The following is a 17,167-nucleotide window of genomic DNA, read 5'->3' as shown; positions in this document are numbered from 1 at the left end:
TGCACCTCCGACGGCATGCAGGCCGGCTTTGGGCCGTCGGTCGGCGAACGCCAGTGTGAGGCGGCGGTCACATAATTTGACGATAGGATGATCGTCGCCAATCACACTCGTCCAGGAGGACGGCCATACGATGAGCAACCAGTCACTCGCAGAAGAACTCTTCGCCCAGCTCCAGGGCGCGCCGTTGCAGCAGGTGTCGCAGCAATTGGGTATCGGGCAGATGCAGGCCTCCAGTGCCGTCGGTGCGGCCCTGCCGCTGCTGCTGGGCGCACTGGGGCGCAACGCGGCGCAGCCGCAGGGAGCGGAAGCCCTGTTCGGCGCCCTGCAGCGCAACCACAACGGCCTCGACATCGGCAGCGTGCTGGGCGCGGTGCTCGGTGGCGCGGCATCGCCGCAGGCCAATGGCGCAGGCATCCTGGGCCATGTCTTCGGTGGCCAACAGAACCGTGCCGAACTCGGCCTGGGCCAGGCCACCGGCCTCGGCGGTGAACGGGCCGGGCAATTGTTGAAGATCCTTGCCCCGATCGTGCTCGCCTTCCTCGCCCAGCGCATGGGCCAGGGCAGCGCCCAGAACAACCCGCTCGGCTTGGCCGAAGTGCTCGGACAGGAGCAGCGCCAAGTGCAGCAGCAGGGCGGCCTGGGCGGCGGACTGCTGGGCGCCGTGCTGGACCAGGACGGCGACGGTCAACTGGGACTGGGCGACATCCTCAAGATCGGCAGCGGCATGTTCGGCGGCGGACGCTGAGACGTTTGCGCACACCGAAACAGGAATGAGGAAGGGCGCCATCGGCGCCCTTCTTTCTGTGCGGCAGTGCTACAGGGCGTCGATGTCGCCCAGCGCGCGGATCAACCGTCGCGCACGTTTGTCCGGACGCGATTGCGGCGCCTGGTAGCCCGCACGTTCCGCCTGCCGCGCCGCCAACGCCGCAGCACGCCGCGCACGCGACGCCTCCGACTCTGCATATAGGGCCTGCGCCACGGTCGCCGACCCGCGCTTGTCGCTGAGCGCGAGGACTTCGATCTCGAACACGTCGTCGCCCCGCGTCACCACCAGCGTGTCGCCTGTCCGCAGCGCACGCGAGGATTTCGCACGCTGACCGGCCACGTCGACCTTGCCGGTCTCGATGGCCTGCTTGGCCAGGCTGCGCGTCTTGAAGAAACGGGCCGCCCATAGCCACAGGTCGAGGCGGACGGAAGCATCGGTGGATTCGGTCATCGGAATACGAAGTACGGTCGCTTCAGGGCAGGCGCGAAGGGACGACGGGAAACGGCAGCTCGCTCTTGTGTCCGTACGCGCCGGCAGGCTTTGGACATGTGGAAGTCGCGGGCAGCCCGTCGCTGTGTGGGCGTGGCGTCCTTCGGTATCGGCTGCGATGCGGCGGTACGGGCCTCGTCGGCACACCAGGCGAACGGCGCGGTGACGTAAGGACCGTTCGCCGCCATCGGATCGCTCACGCAGCCCGCGATCAGCAGGATACCCAGGAACAGGATCGCGGGGTGTGCATGGGACGCTCCGTGGCCGTTCGCGCCAGTCTGCACCGGAACGCGCTCGACGGAAACGCAAACGGCCACCCGAGGGTGGCCGTTCCTACGGCACGCTGGGCCGGAATTACTCGGCGGCAGCGGCGGCCTGGCGGGCAACCTTGGCGGCGGCGTTCGCGGCCAGGTCTTCCTTGATGCGGGCAGCCTTGCCCTGCAGATCGCGCAGGTAGTACAGCTTGCCGGCGCGGACCTTGCCGCGGCGCTTCACTTCGACCGAGTCGATGGTGGCGCTGTGGGTCTGGAAGACACGCTCGACGCCGTAGCCGTGCGAGATCTTGCGGACAGTGAAGGCGGAGTTCAGGCCGGCGTTCTTCTTGGCGATGACGACGCCTTCGTACGCCTGCACGCGCTCGCGGTTGCCTTCCTTGACCTTCACGTTGACGACCACGGTGTCACCGGGGCCGAACGCGGGCAGCTCGCGCGTGATCTGGGAGGCTTCGAATTCCTGGAGGAGCTTGCTCATGTTGGCACCAATGCTTGTATGCGTGATCGTGTCTTGCGACAGCGGAAACTGATGCAGTCGCTGGATTGCGCTGCACGATATTCTTATGGGATCCCGGGCGAGACCCGCCCAAGGGTCGCGCATTCTACCGGATTCCCGACGGGGCTGGCTAGCCCGCCCCTTCCCCGTCGGCGAGATCGGCCCGGAAGGCTGCCAGCAGGGCCTTGTCAGCCTTGGACAGGCCGGCTTCGTCCAGCAGATCCGGCCGGCGCAGCCAGGTCCGGCCCAGCGCCTGCTGGCGCCGCCAGCGGGCGATGGCAGCATGGTCGCCCGAACGCAGCACCGCAGGCACCTCGCCCAGCGGATGGCTGGACGGATGGGTGAAATGCGGACAATCCAGCAGGCCATCGCCTTCGAAGCTGTCCTGCACGGCCGAATCGGCATCGTTCAACGCGCCGTCCTGCAGCCGGCCCACCGCATCGATGAGCACCGCCGCGGCCAGTTCGCCGCCGGACAGCACGTAATCGCCGATGGAAATCTCCTCGTCCACTTGGGCGTCGATGAAGCGCTCGTCCACCCCCTCGTAGCGGCCGCACAGCAGGATCATGCGCGGCAGCGCAGCCAGTTCACGCGCCTTCTTCTGTGTCAGCGGCGCGCCCTGCGGACTCAGGTAGATCAGGGGCGCCGGCGCGACGTCCGCGGCTCGAACCGCCGACAGGCAGGCCTGCAGCGGTTCGATCATCATCACCATGCCCGGGCCACCACCAAACGGGCGGTCGTCCACGCGGCGGTAGCCGCCGCTGGCGTAGTCGCGCGGGTTCCAGCCGTGCAGCGACAGCAACCCCCGCTCCTGGGCACGCCCCACCACGCCCACGGCCGCAGCCTGGGCGATGAAGTCGGGGAACAGGGTCATGACGTCGATGCGCATGGCGATCGGCTGCAACTCGGTAGGGACGCAGGGTAACCGCCGCAGCGGACGCCTGCGAGGCGGCTAGAACTCGGGATCCCAGTCCACGGTGACCATGCCGGCCTCGAAATCCACCGAGCGCACGTAATCGGGTTCGACGAAGGGAATCAGGCGCTCACGATCGCCACGCGCGACCAGCACGTCGTTGGCGCCGGTGGAGAACAGGTGCGAGACGGTACCGAAGTCGGTGCCGTCGGCATTGACCACGCGCAGCCCTTCCAGATCGACCCAGTAGAACTCGCCGGCACTCGGCGGCGGCAATGCGGAGCGCGGGACGAAGATCTCCTGCCCATGCAACGCCTCCACCTGGTCGCGGTCCTCCACGCCTGGCAGCGTCGCCACCAGATGCTTGCCGGAGGCCTTGCCACGCGCGCCGCTCAGTGCGCGCTCGGCGCCGGTCGCATCGCGCAGCGTCCACGGTTGATAGCGGAAAATCGCGTCGCGCGGCTCGGTCCAGGATTCGATCTTGATCTGGCCGCGCACACCAAAAGCGCCCAGAAGCCTTCCCAGCAGAATCATTTTCTGCGGGGTCGGTGGGCGCTCGGTGTTCATGCGTACGGTAGGCCGCGCAGTACGCGCGGCCGGAGCCATCAGGCCGCCGGAGCGGTCTTGACTTCCTTGTACAGGTTGCGGACCTTCTCGGTCAGCTGCGCGCCGTTGCCGACCCAGTGGTCGACGCGGGCGATGTCGAGTTCGACACGCTTCTCTGCGCCGGCAGCGACCGGGTTGTAGAAACCCACGCGCTCGATGTTGCGGCCGTCACGCGCGCTGCGCGAGTCGGTGACGATGATGTGGTAGAAGGGGCGCTTCTTCGCGCCGCCGCGGGTGAGACGGATCTTGACCATGGTGTTTTCCAGTGCTGCCCAGTCGCCAGAATGGCGAGGTAAGCCGGCTATTCTAAGCCATTGAATCGGTCAGGAAAACCCCGCCCAGCCGGCGACCCGGCGGGTCACGCCAGTGGCGCCCAGGGCTGGGTATCCAGGGCTGCCGCCAGACGCGCCATCAGGGCGGTATCAGTGCCCCATGCGACGGCGTCGACCGCCACGACTGCCTGCAGGCCGCCGGCATTGCAGGCGAAGCCCGCCCGGTAGCGCCCCAGTTCGCCCAGCATCACCGGGGCCTGCCGCTGCGGAATGCCGGCCTGATCCAGGGCCGCCTGCAACAGGCGTTCGGCCGTCCCGCGCAGGGCCGGCCCCTCCGGCCAGGTCACGGTGTCCCCGTCCCACACGCCCAGGTTCCATATCGAACCCTCGACCACCCGGCCAGCCGGATCGACGAACAGCGCATCGTCGTAGCCGTCCGCCAGTGCCTGCCGGCGGTAATGGAACAAGGGAAACGTACCCACGTGCTTGATCTGCGGCAGCGGGCGCACGAACGGATACGACTTCACCCGCAACGCGGGCCTGTCTGCGGGCGCCGGCGGCGACAGCGTCACCAGCACGTCGGGCGCAACTGCGCGCGCAGGATCGCGGTAATCGAAGTGCGTGGAAAACACGGTGATGCGAACCGATGCATCTTGCAGGCCGGCCCGCCCCATCGCCTGCCATGCCTGTTTCAGCGCATCGTCGCCGTCCAGCGCGGTGCCGAACAACGCGAGCGTCGCTTCCTCCAGCCGCTGCCGGTGCAGCGCACGGCCCTGCACGGCGCCATCGCGCACCTGCATCGAGGTGAAGTGACCGTAGTTGGCCAGCGCGAGGGCGCGCAGGTCGTCGGCGCTGGCGGGTTTGCCGTTGAGGAAGGCAGGGAACATGCGGGCGACTCCTGATGCCACTGTAGGAGCGACGTGAGTCGCGACCGGGAGAACAAAATCGCCGTGAAAGCGTTGACGGGGCGACGCTGAACTGACGACGGTTGGTGCGCGATCGCGACTCACGTCGCTCCTACAACAGCAACAGCGCGAAACCTCAACGGAACGGCATGCCGCCGCGGCCACCCATCATGCTCTTCATGTTGCGCATCATGCCCTTCATGCCGCCGCCGGCCAGCTTGCCCATCATCTTTTCCATCTGCTGGTACTGCTTCATCAGCTTGTTGACGTCGGCCGGGGTCAGGCCCGCACCCTTGGCGATGCGGGAACGACGCGAGCCGTTGAGCAGCGCCGGGTTGCGGCGCTCCTTCTTGGTCATCGAATTGATGATGGCGATCATGCGCGGCACTTCCTTGCCCTGCTGCACCTGCTGCTTCACATGCTCGGGGATCTGGCCCATGCCGGGCAGCTTGTCCATCAGGCCGCTGATGCCGCCCATGTTCTGCATCTGCTCCAGCTGGTCGCGCATGTCGTTGAGGTCGAACTTCTTGCCCTTGATGACCTTGGCGGCGAGCTTCTCGGCCTTCTCGCGGTCGACGTTCTGTTCGACCTGCTCGACCAGCGACAGCACGTCGCCCATGTCGAGGATGCGGTTGGCCACGCGCTCGGGGTGGAACACGTCCAGACCATCGGGCTTCTCGCCCACGCCGATGAACTTGATCGGCTTGCCGGTGATATAGCGCACTGACAGCGCCGCGCCGCCGCGCGCATCGCCGTCGGTCTTGGTGAGCACCACGCCGGTCAACGGCAGTGCTTCGCTGAAGGCCTTGGCGGTGTTGGCCGCGTCCTGGCCGGTCATCGCGTCGACGACGAACAGCGTCTCCACCGGCTTGACCGCGGCGTGCAGCGCCTTGATCTCGGCCATCATGGCCTCGTCGATCGCCAGGCGGCCGGCGGTGTCGACCAGCAGCACGTCGACGAAGGACTTCTTCGCATCGTCGATGGCGGCGCGCACGATGGCTTCCGGCTTCTGTCCGGCATCGGACGGGAAGAACAGCACGTCCACCTGCTGGGCCAGCGTCTTCAGCTGCTCGATGGCGGCCGGACGGTAGACGTCGGCGCTGACCACCATGACCTTCTTCTTGCGCTTCTCGCGCAGGTGCTTGGCCAGCTTGCCGACGGTGGTGGTCTTGCCGGCGCCCTGCAGGCCGGCCATCAGGATGACGGCGGGTGCGGGCACGTTGAGGTTCAGGTCGCTGGCCTGCGAGCCCATCACCGCGGTCAGCTCGTCGCGGACCACCTTGATCAGGGCCTGGCCGGGGGTCAGCGACTTCAGCACTTCCTGGCCGACGGCGCGCACCTTGATGCGTTCGATCAGCGCCTGCACCACCGGCAGGGCCACGTCGGCCTCCAGCAGGGCGATGCGGACTTCGCGGGTGGCCTCGCGGATGTTCTCCTCGCTCAGGCGGCCGCGGCCGCGCAGGCGCTCGATGGTGCCGGAGAGTCGCTGGGTCAGGGATTCGAACATGAGGGCAGGCAGGACCAGGGAAAACGGACGGCGATTATAGCGGTCCCGCCCGCCATGCCCGTCCCGCGTCGCCCGGACACTGCGCCGCGCGCGGACACTGTGCGACACTTCTCCGATGACACTGATTCTCATCGCCGTCGCGCTCTACCTGCTGGCCGCTGGCCTGCTGGTCCGTTCCGTGGCTCGCGACACCGGCGATGCCCCGCGTCCGTGGGTCTGGCCGGCGCTCGGGGCGGTGATCCTGCACGGCACCTACCACCTGCTGGTGGCCTGGCGTACGCCCGGCGGGCCGGACATGCACTTCTTCGCCGCGCTGTCGCTGGTCTCGCTGGGCATGGCGGTGATGACGCTGCTGGTCGCGATCCAGGGCCGCATGGCCGCCCTCGGCGTGGTCGCCTTCCCGCTGGCCGCCGCGCTGCTGGCGATCTACCACGTCTACGGCCACCAGGCCGCGAGCGGACTGGACTGGCGCCTGCAACTGCACGCCTGGCTGGCGCTGCTCGCCTATGCCGCGCTGGCGATCGCCGCGTTGCTGGCGGTGATGCTGTGGGCGCAGGAACGCGCCCTGCGCCGGCGCGAATTCCACCTCTGGCTGCGTGCGCTGCCGCCGCTGACCGAACTGGAAGACCTGCTGTTCCGCACCATCACGGTCGGCTTCATCCTGCTGACCGCCACGCTGCTCACCGGCGTGCTGTTCGTCGAGAACTTCCTGGTCCAGAAGCTCAGCCACAAGACCGTACTGAGCGTGATGTCGTGGCTCGCGTTCGGCGCCTTGCTCGTCGGCCGCTGGCGCTACGGCTGGCGCGGCGCCAAGGCCGTGCACTGGACGCTGGCGGCGATGGTGCTGCTGCTGCTGGCGTTCTTCGGCAGCAAGTTCGTCTACGAGATGGTGTTGAGGCGCGGTTGAGGTCGCATCTGGGGGACCGGATCCTGAAGGTCGACCACGCGGGCGAACACGGCGCGGTCAACATCTATCGCGCACAGATCCTGGTCGCACGCTGGACGGCGCCGAAGCTGGTGCCGCTGCTCCGGCATTTCCTTGCACACGAACTCGGTCATCGCGCCTTGTTTCATGACCGCCTCAAGGCACGCGGTATCCGTCGCTGTCACAGCTACGCGTTGTGCGGCGTCGGCGGCTGGACGCTGGGGCTGCTGACCGGCCTGTTGGGGCCGTCCGCCATCGCGGCCACCACCTACGCCGTCGAAAGCGTGGTACTGCAGCACCTTATAGAACAACGACGGCAGCTTGAAATCACCGATCCGGATGCTTTCGACGCCGTGTCGCGCATCGTCGAGGAAGAACAGGAGCACCACGATCACGGGCGTGATGCGATGGAGGCCGGCGCCTTCTGGCCGCCGGTCCTGACCCCGGTCGTGCGAGCGTCGACCGAAGCCGTGATCTGGCTGGGGATGCGTCTCTGAGGCTTCTAGCGACGCGCTTCTTGTAGGAGCGACGTAAGTCGCGACCGCACGGCTGGCGCTTATACAGACCCTCCGCAGCGATTCATTTTCACGGTCGCGACTTACGTCGCTCCTACAACAGCCGCGTGCGCCCTACTCCGCCGCCGCTTCAAGCGCCTGCGACAACCGTTCCACCGCCACCACCTCCAGGCCCTTGAACGTGCCCGACTTCGGCGCATTGCCCTTGGGGACGATGGCGCGCTTGAAGCCGTGCGTGGCGGCTTCGCGCAGGCGTTCCTCGCCGTTCGGCACGGGGCGGATCTCGCCCGACAGGCCGACTTCGCCGAAAGCGATCGTCTTCTCGGCCAGCGAGCGGTCGCGCAGCGAGGACAGCACCGCCAGCAGCACCGGCAGGTCGGCCGCAGTCTCTTGCACGCGGATGCCGCCCACGACATTGACGAACACGTCCTGGTCGCCTACCACCACGCCGCCGTGCCGGTGCAACACGGCCAGCAGCATGGCCAGGCGGTTCTGTTCCAGCCCTACCGCCACGCGGCGCGGGTTGGATAACGGCGAACTGTCGACCAGCGCCTGCACTTCCACCAGCAGCGGGCGCGTGCCTTCGCGGGTGACCATCACGCAGCTGCCGGGCTGCTGGGCGCTGCCGGACAGGAAGATCGCCGAGGGATTCGGCACTTCCTTCAGGCCCTTCTCGCCCATGGCGAACACGCCCAGTTCGTTCACCGCGCCGAAGCGGTTCTTGAAGGCGCGCAGCACGCGGAAGCGGCTGCCACTCTCGCCCTCGAAATACAGCACGGCATCGACCATGTGCTCCAGCACGCGCGGGCCGGCGATGCCGCCTTCCTTGGTGACGTGGCCGACCAGGAACACCGCGGTGCCGGTTTCCTTGGCGTAGCGCACCAGCCGCGCGGCGCTCTCGCGCACCTGGCTGACCGAGCCGGGCGCGGCGGTCAGCGATTCGGTCCACAGCGTCTGCACGGAGTCGGCGACGATCAGCTTTGGCCGCGCCACCGAGGCGTGCTGCAGGATGCTTTCGATGCCGGTCTCGGCCAGCGCCTGCAGATTGTCCAGCGGTAGGTCCAGGCGCACGGCGCGGCCGGCGACCTGGGCCAGCGACTCTTCGCCGGTGACGTACAGGGCCGGCAGGCTGGCCGACATGCGGGCCAGGGCCTGCAGCAGCAGGGTGGACTTGCCGATGCCGGGGTCGCCACCCACCAGCACCACGGCGCCTTCCACCAGGCCACCGCCCAGCACGCGATCGAACTCGCCGATACCGGTGGTCACGCGCGCCTCTTCGCTGTGGCGCACGTCCTTCAACGCAGTGATCTTCGGCGCCTCGGCCTTGCCGGCCCAGCCGGAGCGGCGGGCGGCGGCGGGCGCGCCGGCAGCGGTTTCCAGGACGATCTCGCTGAGCGAATTCCACGCCCCGCAGTCGGCGCACTGCCCCTGCCATTTGCTGTGGTCCGCCCCGCATTCGGTGCAGACATAGGCGGTGCGGGACTTGGCGGAGGTCTTGGCCACGGGGAACCTGTCGTGAAGGCGAGCGGCTACTGTATCGGCCCGCCGTCTCCGCGGGCGAGACCCGGAAAAACAAAGCCCCGCCGAAGCGGGGCTTTGTCACGACTGGTGCCGGAAATAGGAATCGAACCTACGACCTACGCATTACGAATGCGCCGCTCTACCAACTGAGCTATTCCGGCGGAGCCGCGAATTTTAGGGGCTGGGGTGGGCCGGGGTCAATGCGGGGGTGTTGGGGATGGGGTGGTAAGCCGTTGGGAAGCCGGGGTGTGGGGGGGGGCGGGGTTTGCGGCTCAAGCCGGACTATGAACTTCAGAAACGACAGGGCCCGCAATGCGAGCCTTGTGCTTCATGGTTCATCGCTAACTGAACCCGGTCCTTTTAGTTGAATGCCATGATGCAGAACAGAAAATATTTCCGCACCATATGAGCATTCCATAAGAAATATTTTCGAATTCTTACTAGCACGCTCCTGCATTACATTTGGCAAATCAATGGATAGCGCTTGCATCACCCTCTTCATGATTGAATCCGGCGCTTTCTCCGCATCCCATAAATACATCCTATCAACGACGTTCCCCTCCCTAAGCCCGTTTGCAATGAAGTAGCGAACTCCAACAAGACAAACAGTATTTTTCTCCCCATAGCTACTGGAAATATTTATATCAACGGAGTCTTTTCCAAAATTTATACCTTCGATACTTCCGTCATGGTGACTGACGCCAACCACTTGGCCTATGTCGTCCGCATGGAGGTCACTGTTACCTGTCATAGGATCATCTCATCGAGTCTTTTCGGGAGGAGGAATGTTAGGACCTCGTGGTTCGGGCGGATCACCGGGCTTCGGGTCACGTGACGGCCCACGATCTTCAGATGTCGGAGCGCCACCACCTGCAGGCCGCCCCCAATCGTGTACATGATCTCTACTGCCTGTTCCTTTCTCATCCGGGTGAGGTGTGTCACGGTCAGTTTTCGGATACCCATCCTCACCATAAGTACGGCTACCTGTGCCGCCCCTCACTGTTGATCCAGGCTCACCCGTGAACGAAGGTTTATTTCCTTCACTGTCCGTGAAATTAGGTTCATTGCCTCCGTTTTCAGGCACAGGTTCCTTCGACTCAGACTGCTGTGCTATCGGCAAAACACTCAGAACGGCATTCTCAGCCAAGCGACCGATCGCTACGGACCCAACATATAGGTAGCTCGCCACGCAAGTAAGCGTGCTAGAGCAATCTACGTAACACGCACTTTGATCACAGGTTGGAAACCTCCCATCAGGATCAGTGAACTTGTAAGGGTTGTTGTTCGCGTACCGATACCGATTGAACATCCCCACCGGATTGCTATACGCCGTTACCGGATCCACCGACAGGAACCGCCCCACTGTCGGATCGTAGTACCGCTGCTGCATGTAGGTCAGGCCAGTCTCGCTGTCCTGCAAATGCCCCGTAAAGCCAAAGCCCTGGTAATTGGGCTTTCCGATGATGGTGCCGTAAGGCTCGTAGTCGTTCCGCTCGATGACCGCACCAGCCGCATTGGTCACTGCAACAGGGCTTCCGAGTGCGTCCGTATGCTGGTACTTCACGTTGTAGGTCGAACCCGAGTAGGCACGCTCACGCAGCGCAATGAGGCTGCCAGCAAAGTAGATATTCTCGCTGGCGATAGCCCGTCGATCATCCTGCTGATACAGCACCTGCCCCGCCAGACTGTATTGGGACAGCACGCTGCCTGTCGTCGGGCTCCATGCCAGGACGCGACGTCCTTGCCCGTCATAGCGGAAATACTCCTTACCCGTCACTTCACGCAGACGGTTACCGAAATCAAAGGAGTACATCTGCCCGTTCTTGTTCTGCAGATTGCCCTGGGCGTCGTAGCCCAAGCCCACGACCGTGGCTCCACCACTGTTCTTGATGTTTCCCAGGCGGTTCTGCGGATCATAGACATACTCTGCATAGTCCTTGACGCCAGCCAGTTTCCACGACTTCATGTTGTCGAGCGCGTCGTAAGTGAAGCGATGCCAATGATCGCCACCGAACATCGCCGAGCCCGTCGAGGTGAGCCGGTCGAGTCCGTCGTAGTACATCCATCGATGCTTGGGCGTAGCACCCGGGGTCAGATCAGGGATGTAGTCATAGATATGACCGATATTGCCGTTGGCGTCATATCCATAGTCGTAATCGAGCACACTGGAGCTATCGGTCACGCGTGCCGGAAGCTGCCGGGCGTTCTGCGACATCGAATGTACGATGCTGTTTCCGTAGGTGAACTGCTTCAGTGCACCATTCGGGTAATAGCTCGCCCCTGATGCATAGGCATAGGTGGACTGGTCACGAGCCTCGGTGGCCTGACCCAAGGCATTTGGGGCGAAGCTGATCTCCAAGCCGGTCGGATAGCGCTGCTGAGCGACACTGGCGTTACCGTCGAAAACGGTCTCGAGCTGCCAGTTGTACCAGCCGGGCTGCTCGCTCTGTTCAACTCGCATCAGCCTTCGTTTGTTGTAGAAATAGCGGTTTATCACCTGATCGCTACCACTCACGTTGTTGGTGGTGATCGTTTTCGGCAAACCATCAAGCTCGTACGTCCACGCCTGGTTTCCCCGACCATCTGGGAAAGTCAGCGACGTGAGCCGGCTCATACTGTTGTAGGTCCTGACGACAGCACGTCCGCTCGCCCACGCTTCCGCCTGATTGCAATAATTGAGATCGCCATAACCGGTCAAACCAGTCGCACTGTGCGTCAAGTTCCCCGCACCGTCGTATCCCATGACCGTGGCGCCCGTTTCAGGCTCCACGACCTTACACAGCAGCTGATTGGCGTGATAGACGTAATTACGGTCTATGAAGAGACTTCCGCTGGCGTTGCGCTTACGAATTCGCTGCGGCTTGCCGAAGATATCTCGATGTATCTCGGTCACCGATGTATCGGCACCAGCCAATTGAGTGATTTCATTGGGACTGTCAGTCGAGGGCGTATCGAATGCCTGGTACTCCGTCAATGTCGAGAAGCCACGGGGGTTGGTCACCTGCTGCTGGAAGCCCGTCAAATACTGGATCGTGGTCGTCAGCAGGCTTGGAGACAACTCGCTGTCTTGGCTGGTAGACGTGGGACGCCCCAGCGAGTCGTAAGCCGTCCAAGTGCCCGTCGTAAGCGCATCGGTGATGCCGGGATAAGACGCAAAGGTCGTCCGGCCTGCGTGGTCGTAGGTGAACCGCTGAAAGCGCTTGGTCGCCGTTTCGTTGGCTGCATCGTACTCACGCGTGACTAATGGGCGCCACAGCCCGTCGTAGTAGTTGATCTTGACGGCATTGCCCGTCGTAACCGTCTGCCTCCAATGACCGGCCGGAATGCCGTACTCGGCTGCTGCAATCTGTTGGAACACCTGCGTGGTCGTGTTCCATGCCGTCGTGTCGCCGGTAGGATAGACCACACTCGCCAATCGTCCCATCGTGTCATAGCCATAACCGGTCACATAGCCATTCTGGTCCGTGACGGATGTGACCCAGCCCGCTCCACTGACCGTGGCCGACTGTGTGGTGGTGTCCGGATAGGCGATCGACCGGGGAATGCCCCGATACCAGTTGGACAGCGTGATGGTGTTGTTGTTGCCATCCTTGACCGTGGCAACCGTGCCATCGGCGTTGTAGGTCAGAGTCTGCACTACTCGCCCATACGATCTGCTGATCGTCGGAAGGGCCAACGTGTCGTAGGTCGTCTCGGACATGACGATGCCTGCCGCGGCAGATGCCGGCGTGCACTCGGCTGGTGCCACGCAAGTGACCTTGGCTGTCTGACCCAAAACCCATGACGTCGTATTATCGTGGTACTGGATGGTCTCGGTTCGTGTGTAGCTCTGTGCTAATGCTACCAATGGCAGCATCAGAAACACTCCCGTCATCCGCATCACTTTCGCACTCGTCCGCTGCTTCATATATAGCTCCTATCCATTTGAGACCATTTCATGCCAGTACAGAGATCTGCAATGTGCAACACGTCATGGAGAGGGTGCGCTGCCTCTGACTATGCGCACAGGCCGCGCAAAGGCATCGAAGCAGAGGGTCGTCCCGCACAGATCCACTTGCCAGTTGAAGCCAATCCCCTGCAGCTGAATCGTCTTGGTAATCAGCGGGCGTAGCTTGGAGCTGGATAAAGTGTCCGAGAAAGACCTGGGATCCGTACCGACCGCATTGGGAAAGTTCTGCGATGACGACGCCGACTCCGGAATGTAGCTGTACGTTTCCGTCTGAAGGATGTCGCTTGGCCCGGTGCCGGTTTCCTTTTTAAGGAGTTGGCCTTCATTGAGGCCGTACATGATGCCGTACTCATAACGCTCCCAGACGCCATCGGGGCCCGTAACAGTCTGTTGTTTGGTCGGCGGGCAAAGCTCGTCGATGCCCAAGGAGCAGTCAGTCATGTAACTGTCTGCCGCCCCCAAACCGTACGTGTATTTCCACACCATCGGCGCCAGGCCAGGGCCACTGATGGTTTTCTTTGTCAGCGTGAAATTGTCCGAGTAGTTGGGAATCTGAAGATACTCATACTGGTTGTTCGGCTTTACGCAGTATTTCGGCGTGTTGCTACGATGATGACGCACGCCCTGAAACTCGAACCGAGCGGACGCCCCCGACGGATGCGTGATCGTGTAGATGAATGCGCCGGCCACACCGTCGAAATTCTCGGGACAGTTGTTGATCGGGTCATCCGACGGGAGCGGATCGGCGCCAGCGAGGTTCAGTTTCCCCTCTGCCTGATAAGTCCATTGACTGGCATCCGGCCGAGTCACGGTCCTCAGCCGTCCATTGAGATAACCGTAATTCCAAGTGCCCGAGGGCGCGACGGCCGACACAATCCTGCCTGAGGTGTCATAGGACACCGTGATCTGGCGCCCGTCGTTTGCGGTGATGCTCTGCAACTTGCCTCCGGACCACGCGTAGTCGACCCAGTTGCCGAAGCGGTCCTCTATCCTGGTAGCCACGAAGTACACCGACACACGAGCGATGCTGACCTCGGAGTTGCCCGCATAGTTCTTGGATGAACTGGTCGACCTCGTGATGACATGGTCCAGGTGGTAGCGGGTTCCGTTCGGGGAAACCGCAATGAATGCTTCGCCGGCGTAGCCATTCTTGGTGGATGGCTTGCACTTTATGGTCCAGAAATCCTTGGTTATCCAGGGATAAGCATCTCCGTCGCTCGGCGTAGGGATTGCCGAACCCGCCATTCTTGCCAGCAGGGGACGCTCGCCCTGTCCAGGGGTATTCAACCGATAGCCGTTCCAGTAGTGATAGGCAGGAAAGTAGGTCTGAGCGGGTGGCGTACTGGTCGTGCTGCATCTCTGATTGGGAGACGAGCCACTCACCTGCCATCCCGTTGATGCCGCGAAGGTCCCGGACAGATGGGGAACATCCAGATCCCATTCGGCAAAGCCACCGAAGTGGTCGAACCAGGAGATCGCAGCAGTCTCGCGGCGATCGACCACATTGAAGCGCCGGCGCAATTCGACGGGGAGACCCGAGTTTCCTGGCACGGAAACATCGGCAACTGCAACGTCAACGCTTCCGTTGTACATGCTCAAGCCGTCGCCAAACAGCCCATCGACCTTAAGCGGCGCCACATCCCGCGCCTCACTAACACGCTCGATTGCCTTTTCATGCACGCCGTACTTTGGGGTTTGCGCCACGGCGAGTCCTGTGACAGCGCACATGATCAACCCTGCCAATGATCGAAAGCACCGCGCATTCCGGATGAATGCATTGGATGACGAGAAGATCGAACTCTTGATCACGCGACTTCGCTCCATTCCAGCCCATTGCAGACCAGATTCCTCAGCGAGGAAAAGTTGGCGCAAGAGATAAAGATAAATGCCGCCACGTTGACCGCTTTACGAAAGCGAGCCAGACATGCCCCGCCTCCGCTATTGTTCACGGCGCAACTCCGCTGCTCTTGGTGATTCGAACTGGCCGAGCCATGGCATCAAACTCGTCGACGACCCACCTGAACGCGGTACCGTCCTGAATGATGACTCTCGACTTCTGAGGTCTCATCTTCGATGCGGCGGGATCGGGCGTCAGTCTTGACCCGATAACCGCGCCAAACGGCATCGTCGCGACGTCTTCGTCCTTCACATACTCGTGGGTGGTGCGGCTCAGAATCGCTCCACCTGCATCAAGTATCTGCTCCTCGATAAGACGTCCTTCGTCCACCCCGTAGCGCACACCCAAAAAGCGTCTGATCTTGCTGCCGTCCGGTCTCGAAATGGTTACCCAACGCCCATCCACAGATGAACACCAACCAATCGTTGAGGGCGGACAGTAGAAGACGCAGTTCGTCTCCGAGTAGGGAGAAGAGGCGCAGAACCCCAGTGACTCATAGGCGACGCCATAGTCGTAGCTGTAAACCTGAGCCGCAATGCCAGGCCCAGTGATTGTCTTTGACATGATGGCGTACGAATCGAAGTAATTGGGCACGACAAGCCATTCGTACTTCTCTGGCGGCGGAGTGCTGTTACACATCCAACGCACGTGAGCCCTATAGAACCTTCGATTCTCGAACTTGAACGTACCCATCGCGCCGCTTGGATGGGTAACCCGGTACTCATAGGCCCTTTCAGCCGGGAACTGCTCGTCGCACGTAGGTGGCCCCCAGGTGTCTATGGGCGGCACAGTGGGGGGCGGGCCAAGTTTCAGCGAACCTGTATAGCCGAACGACCAGCTGGAGGCATCGGGCTGCGTGACTTTGATGAGGTTCGCTCCGCCATCGTACTGATACGTCCATACGCCTGCAGACGACGAAACAGTGGCGACGTTGTTTCCCGAGTACGTGAGACTGATCTGCCTGCCGTCACTACTGCTGATGGATGTCAGCTTCGAACCAGAGTAGGCGTAATTGACCCAGCTACCAAATCGATCTTCAATGCGACTTGCCAGCAGATAGACTCGTTTGCGCGCGATAGTCCGCGAGGAATCTTTTCCTATTCCCCGAATAGCAACTTCCACACCCCAATCAAAGTAGTAGGTCAAGCCAGAGGAGGTGATGAGCGCAAACGCCTCTCCCGTGTAACCATTTTTGGTTTGTGCTAAGCAGCGCAGGCGACTCTGGCCTTTGGTGATCCAGGGGTAGGTGAGACCGTCCGTCGGCTCGGGATAAGCGTCAGAGTAGCTGGCGGCTATCAACTGACCGTTATCGCCTCCGGGAATGTTGAGCTGATAGCCGCTCCAAATTTCGTCAACGGTGAAGTTGGCGTTCGAGATATGAGGCACCCGAGGCAGTGAGCAGCGTTTATAGCGATTGGGCGAGGAGCCTGTGTCCACCGTCCAGCCAGCCAAGGAGCTGAAGGTGCCTGTTATGTAGGGGACATCCACATCCCAGTCGCCGAAGCCACCAAGGCTGTTCAAACCATATTTGTCCTCTACAGCGAACGACCGCCCCAAACGGACGGGCAAGCCATCGTTACCCGGCACACTTACGTCGATATGCGTGAATGAAGTGGCCCCGCTGTAGTCATTGACGATTTCGCCGAAGATCTCCCCAGACAACGCCTTGATGACCTGCGCTGCTTGGACCGTGTTCTCGTAACGCAAGTCCATGGTCTGTGCACTCACGGCACCTGTGGTCGACAGAAGCAAGGCGCTCAGGATGCCTGCGCCGGTTGACCAACCAGTGGACCTTCCAAGAAATCTTCTGATCGCCGTTTGCGAGGAACCAGGATCCATCCAATTCGCCACCGCTCGCTCCATTCCAGCCCATTGCAGGCCAAAGTCCTTGCGTCCACCACCCCGGTGGGACACCCCATGTCGGCGAAACTACATCGGGTGGATCACCCTTGGGAAGTCGGGGCAGCACGTAAGCGTATGTAGTTAGCCGATTGCGTCGTCCAGCGATGCCCCTGCATGGAGTGCATCCAGCCCATCCTCCAGTTCGGCTCGTCAGGGGCAGCGTTCCGAGCACCGTTCTGGAGTTACCAGGATTTAGTGGACACCTGAGCGACGAGGCCGATGTGCCGCTTCG

Annotated in this window: 15 protein-coding genes and 1 tRNA gene; 3 read left to right on the top strand and 13 right to left on the bottom strand. The window is 62.6% G+C overall.

Annotated elements, in window-relative coordinates:
• The first annotated feature begins 130 nt into the window (after nucleotides 1–130).
• Nucleotides 131–745, top strand: coding sequence for a DUF937 domain-containing protein (locus V7060_RS18050; RefSeq protein WP_334180595.1), 615 nt, complete (start codon nucleotides 131–133; stop codon nucleotides 743–745).
• A gap of 69 nt (nucleotides 746–814) precedes the next feature.
• Here V7060_RS18050 and V7060_RS18045 read toward each other — a convergent pair whose 3' ends face one another.
• The 7 genes from V7060_RS18045 to ffh all read right to left on the bottom strand — a co-directional run bounded on the left by V7060_RS18045 (nucleotide 815) and on the right by ffh (nucleotide 6,226).
• Nucleotides 815–1,216, bottom strand: coding sequence for an RNA-binding S4 domain-containing protein (locus tag V7060_RS18045; protein ID WP_334180594.1), 402 nt, complete (start codon nucleotides 1,214–1,216; stop codon nucleotides 815–817).
• 393 nt (nucleotides 1,217–1,609) lie between these two features.
• Complete coding sequence (gene rplS, locus V7060_RS18040; protein WP_334180593.1) at nucleotides 1,610–2,005, bottom strand: 50S ribosomal protein L19; 396 nt, start codon at nucleotides 2,003–2,005, stop codon at nucleotides 1,610–1,612.
• 148 nt (nucleotides 2,006–2,153) lie between these two features.
• Nucleotides 2,154–2,912 (bottom strand): tRNA (guanosine(37)-N1)-methyltransferase TrmD, encoded by a 759-nt coding sequence (trmD, locus tag V7060_RS18035; protein ID WP_334180592.1) that lies wholly within the window; start codon nucleotides 2,910–2,912, stop codon nucleotides 2,154–2,156.
• Between the two features lie 63 nt (nucleotides 2,913–2,975).
• Entirely contained in the window at nucleotides 2,976–3,503 is a 528-nt protein-coding gene (gene rimM / locus V7060_RS18030; RefSeq protein ID WP_334180591.1) for a ribosome maturation factor RimM, read from the bottom strand.
• Nucleotides 3,504–3,541: 38 nt separating this feature from the next.
• Nucleotides 3,542–3,796: a 30S ribosomal protein S16 gene (gene rpsP / locus V7060_RS18025; protein ID WP_055935613.1), complete on the bottom strand. Its 255-nt coding sequence runs from the start codon at nucleotides 3,794–3,796 to the stop codon at nucleotides 3,542–3,544.
• A gap of 104 nt (nucleotides 3,797–3,900) precedes the next feature.
• Nucleotides 3,901–4,701 carry an aminotransferase class IV family protein gene (locus tag V7060_RS18020; RefSeq protein ID WP_334180590.1) on the bottom strand — a complete coding sequence of 267 codons (801 nt, stop codon included), beginning with the start codon at nucleotides 4,699–4,701 and terminating at the stop codon, nucleotides 3,901–3,903.
• Nucleotides 4,702–4,855: 154 nt separating this feature from the next.
• Complete coding sequence (gene ffh, locus V7060_RS18015) at nucleotides 4,856–6,226, bottom strand: signal recognition particle protein (protein ID WP_334180589.1); 1,371 nt, start codon at nucleotides 6,224–6,226, stop codon at nucleotides 4,856–4,858.
• 115 nt (nucleotides 6,227–6,341) lie between these two features.
• Between ffh and ccsA the strand changes: the two genes are divergently transcribed.
• Both ccsA and V7060_RS18005 read left to right on the top strand, forming a co-directional pair.
• Nucleotides 6,342–7,133, top strand: coding sequence for a cytochrome c biogenesis protein CcsA (ccsA, locus tag V7060_RS18010; RefSeq protein WP_334180588.1), 792 nt, complete (start codon nucleotides 6,342–6,344; stop codon nucleotides 7,131–7,133).
• Nucleotides 7,130–7,648 (top strand): demethoxyubiquinone hydroxylase family protein, encoded by a 519-nt coding sequence (locus tag V7060_RS18005; RefSeq protein ID WP_334180587.1) that lies wholly within the window; start codon nucleotides 7,130–7,132, stop codon nucleotides 7,646–7,648. The genes ccsA and V7060_RS18005 overlap by 4 nt, the downstream gene beginning before the upstream one ends.
• Before the next feature lie 132 nt (nucleotides 7,649–7,780).
• Here the strand turns inward: V7060_RS18005 and radA are convergent, their stop codons facing one another.
• The 6 genes from radA to V7060_RS17975 all read right to left on the bottom strand — a co-directional run bounded on the left by radA (nucleotide 7,781) and on the right by V7060_RS17975 (nucleotide 16,761).
• On the bottom strand, nucleotides 7,781–9,169 hold the full coding sequence (radA, locus tag V7060_RS18000) for a DNA repair protein RadA (protein ID WP_334180586.1): 1,389 nt from the start codon (nucleotides 9,167–9,169) through the stop codon (nucleotides 7,781–7,783).
• A gap of 103 nt (nucleotides 9,170–9,272) precedes the next feature.
• A tRNA-Thr gene (locus V7060_RS17995) sits at nucleotides 9,273–9,348 on the bottom strand.
• A 167-nt stretch (nucleotides 9,349–9,515) separates the two neighbouring features.
• The gene (locus tag V7060_RS17990) at nucleotides 9,516–9,938 is read right to left on the bottom strand and encodes a hypothetical protein (RefSeq protein WP_334180585.1); all 423 of its coding nucleotides are present in this window, start codon (nucleotides 9,936–9,938) and stop codon (nucleotides 9,516–9,518) included.
• Between the two features lie 9 nt (nucleotides 9,939–9,947).
• Nucleotides 9,948–13,094 (bottom strand): RHS repeat-associated core domain-containing protein, encoded by a 3,147-nt coding sequence (locus V7060_RS17985; RefSeq protein WP_334180584.1) that lies wholly within the window; start codon nucleotides 13,092–13,094, stop codon nucleotides 9,948–9,950.
• 63 nt (nucleotides 13,095–13,157) lie between these two features.
• Nucleotides 13,158–14,945 carry an RHS repeat domain-containing protein gene (locus V7060_RS17980; protein ID WP_334180583.1) on the bottom strand — a complete coding sequence of 596 codons (1,788 nt, stop codon included), beginning with the start codon at nucleotides 14,943–14,945 and terminating at the stop codon, nucleotides 13,158–13,160.
• A 136-nt stretch (nucleotides 14,946–15,081) separates the two neighbouring features.
• Complete coding sequence (locus V7060_RS17975) at nucleotides 15,082–16,761, bottom strand: hypothetical protein (RefSeq protein ID WP_334180582.1); 1,680 nt, start codon at nucleotides 16,759–16,761, stop codon at nucleotides 15,082–15,084.
• Nucleotides 16,762–17,167 lie beyond the last annotated feature (406 nt).

The organism is Pseudoxanthomonas sp. (genome assembly GCF_036845285.1).
Taxonomy (GTDB): domain Bacteria; phylum Pseudomonadota; class Gammaproteobacteria; order Xanthomonadales; family Xanthomonadaceae; genus Pseudoxanthomonas_A.
The sequence above is the reverse complement of the archived record's forward strand: the minus strand, read 5'-3'. Positions and strand labels throughout refer to the sequence as shown.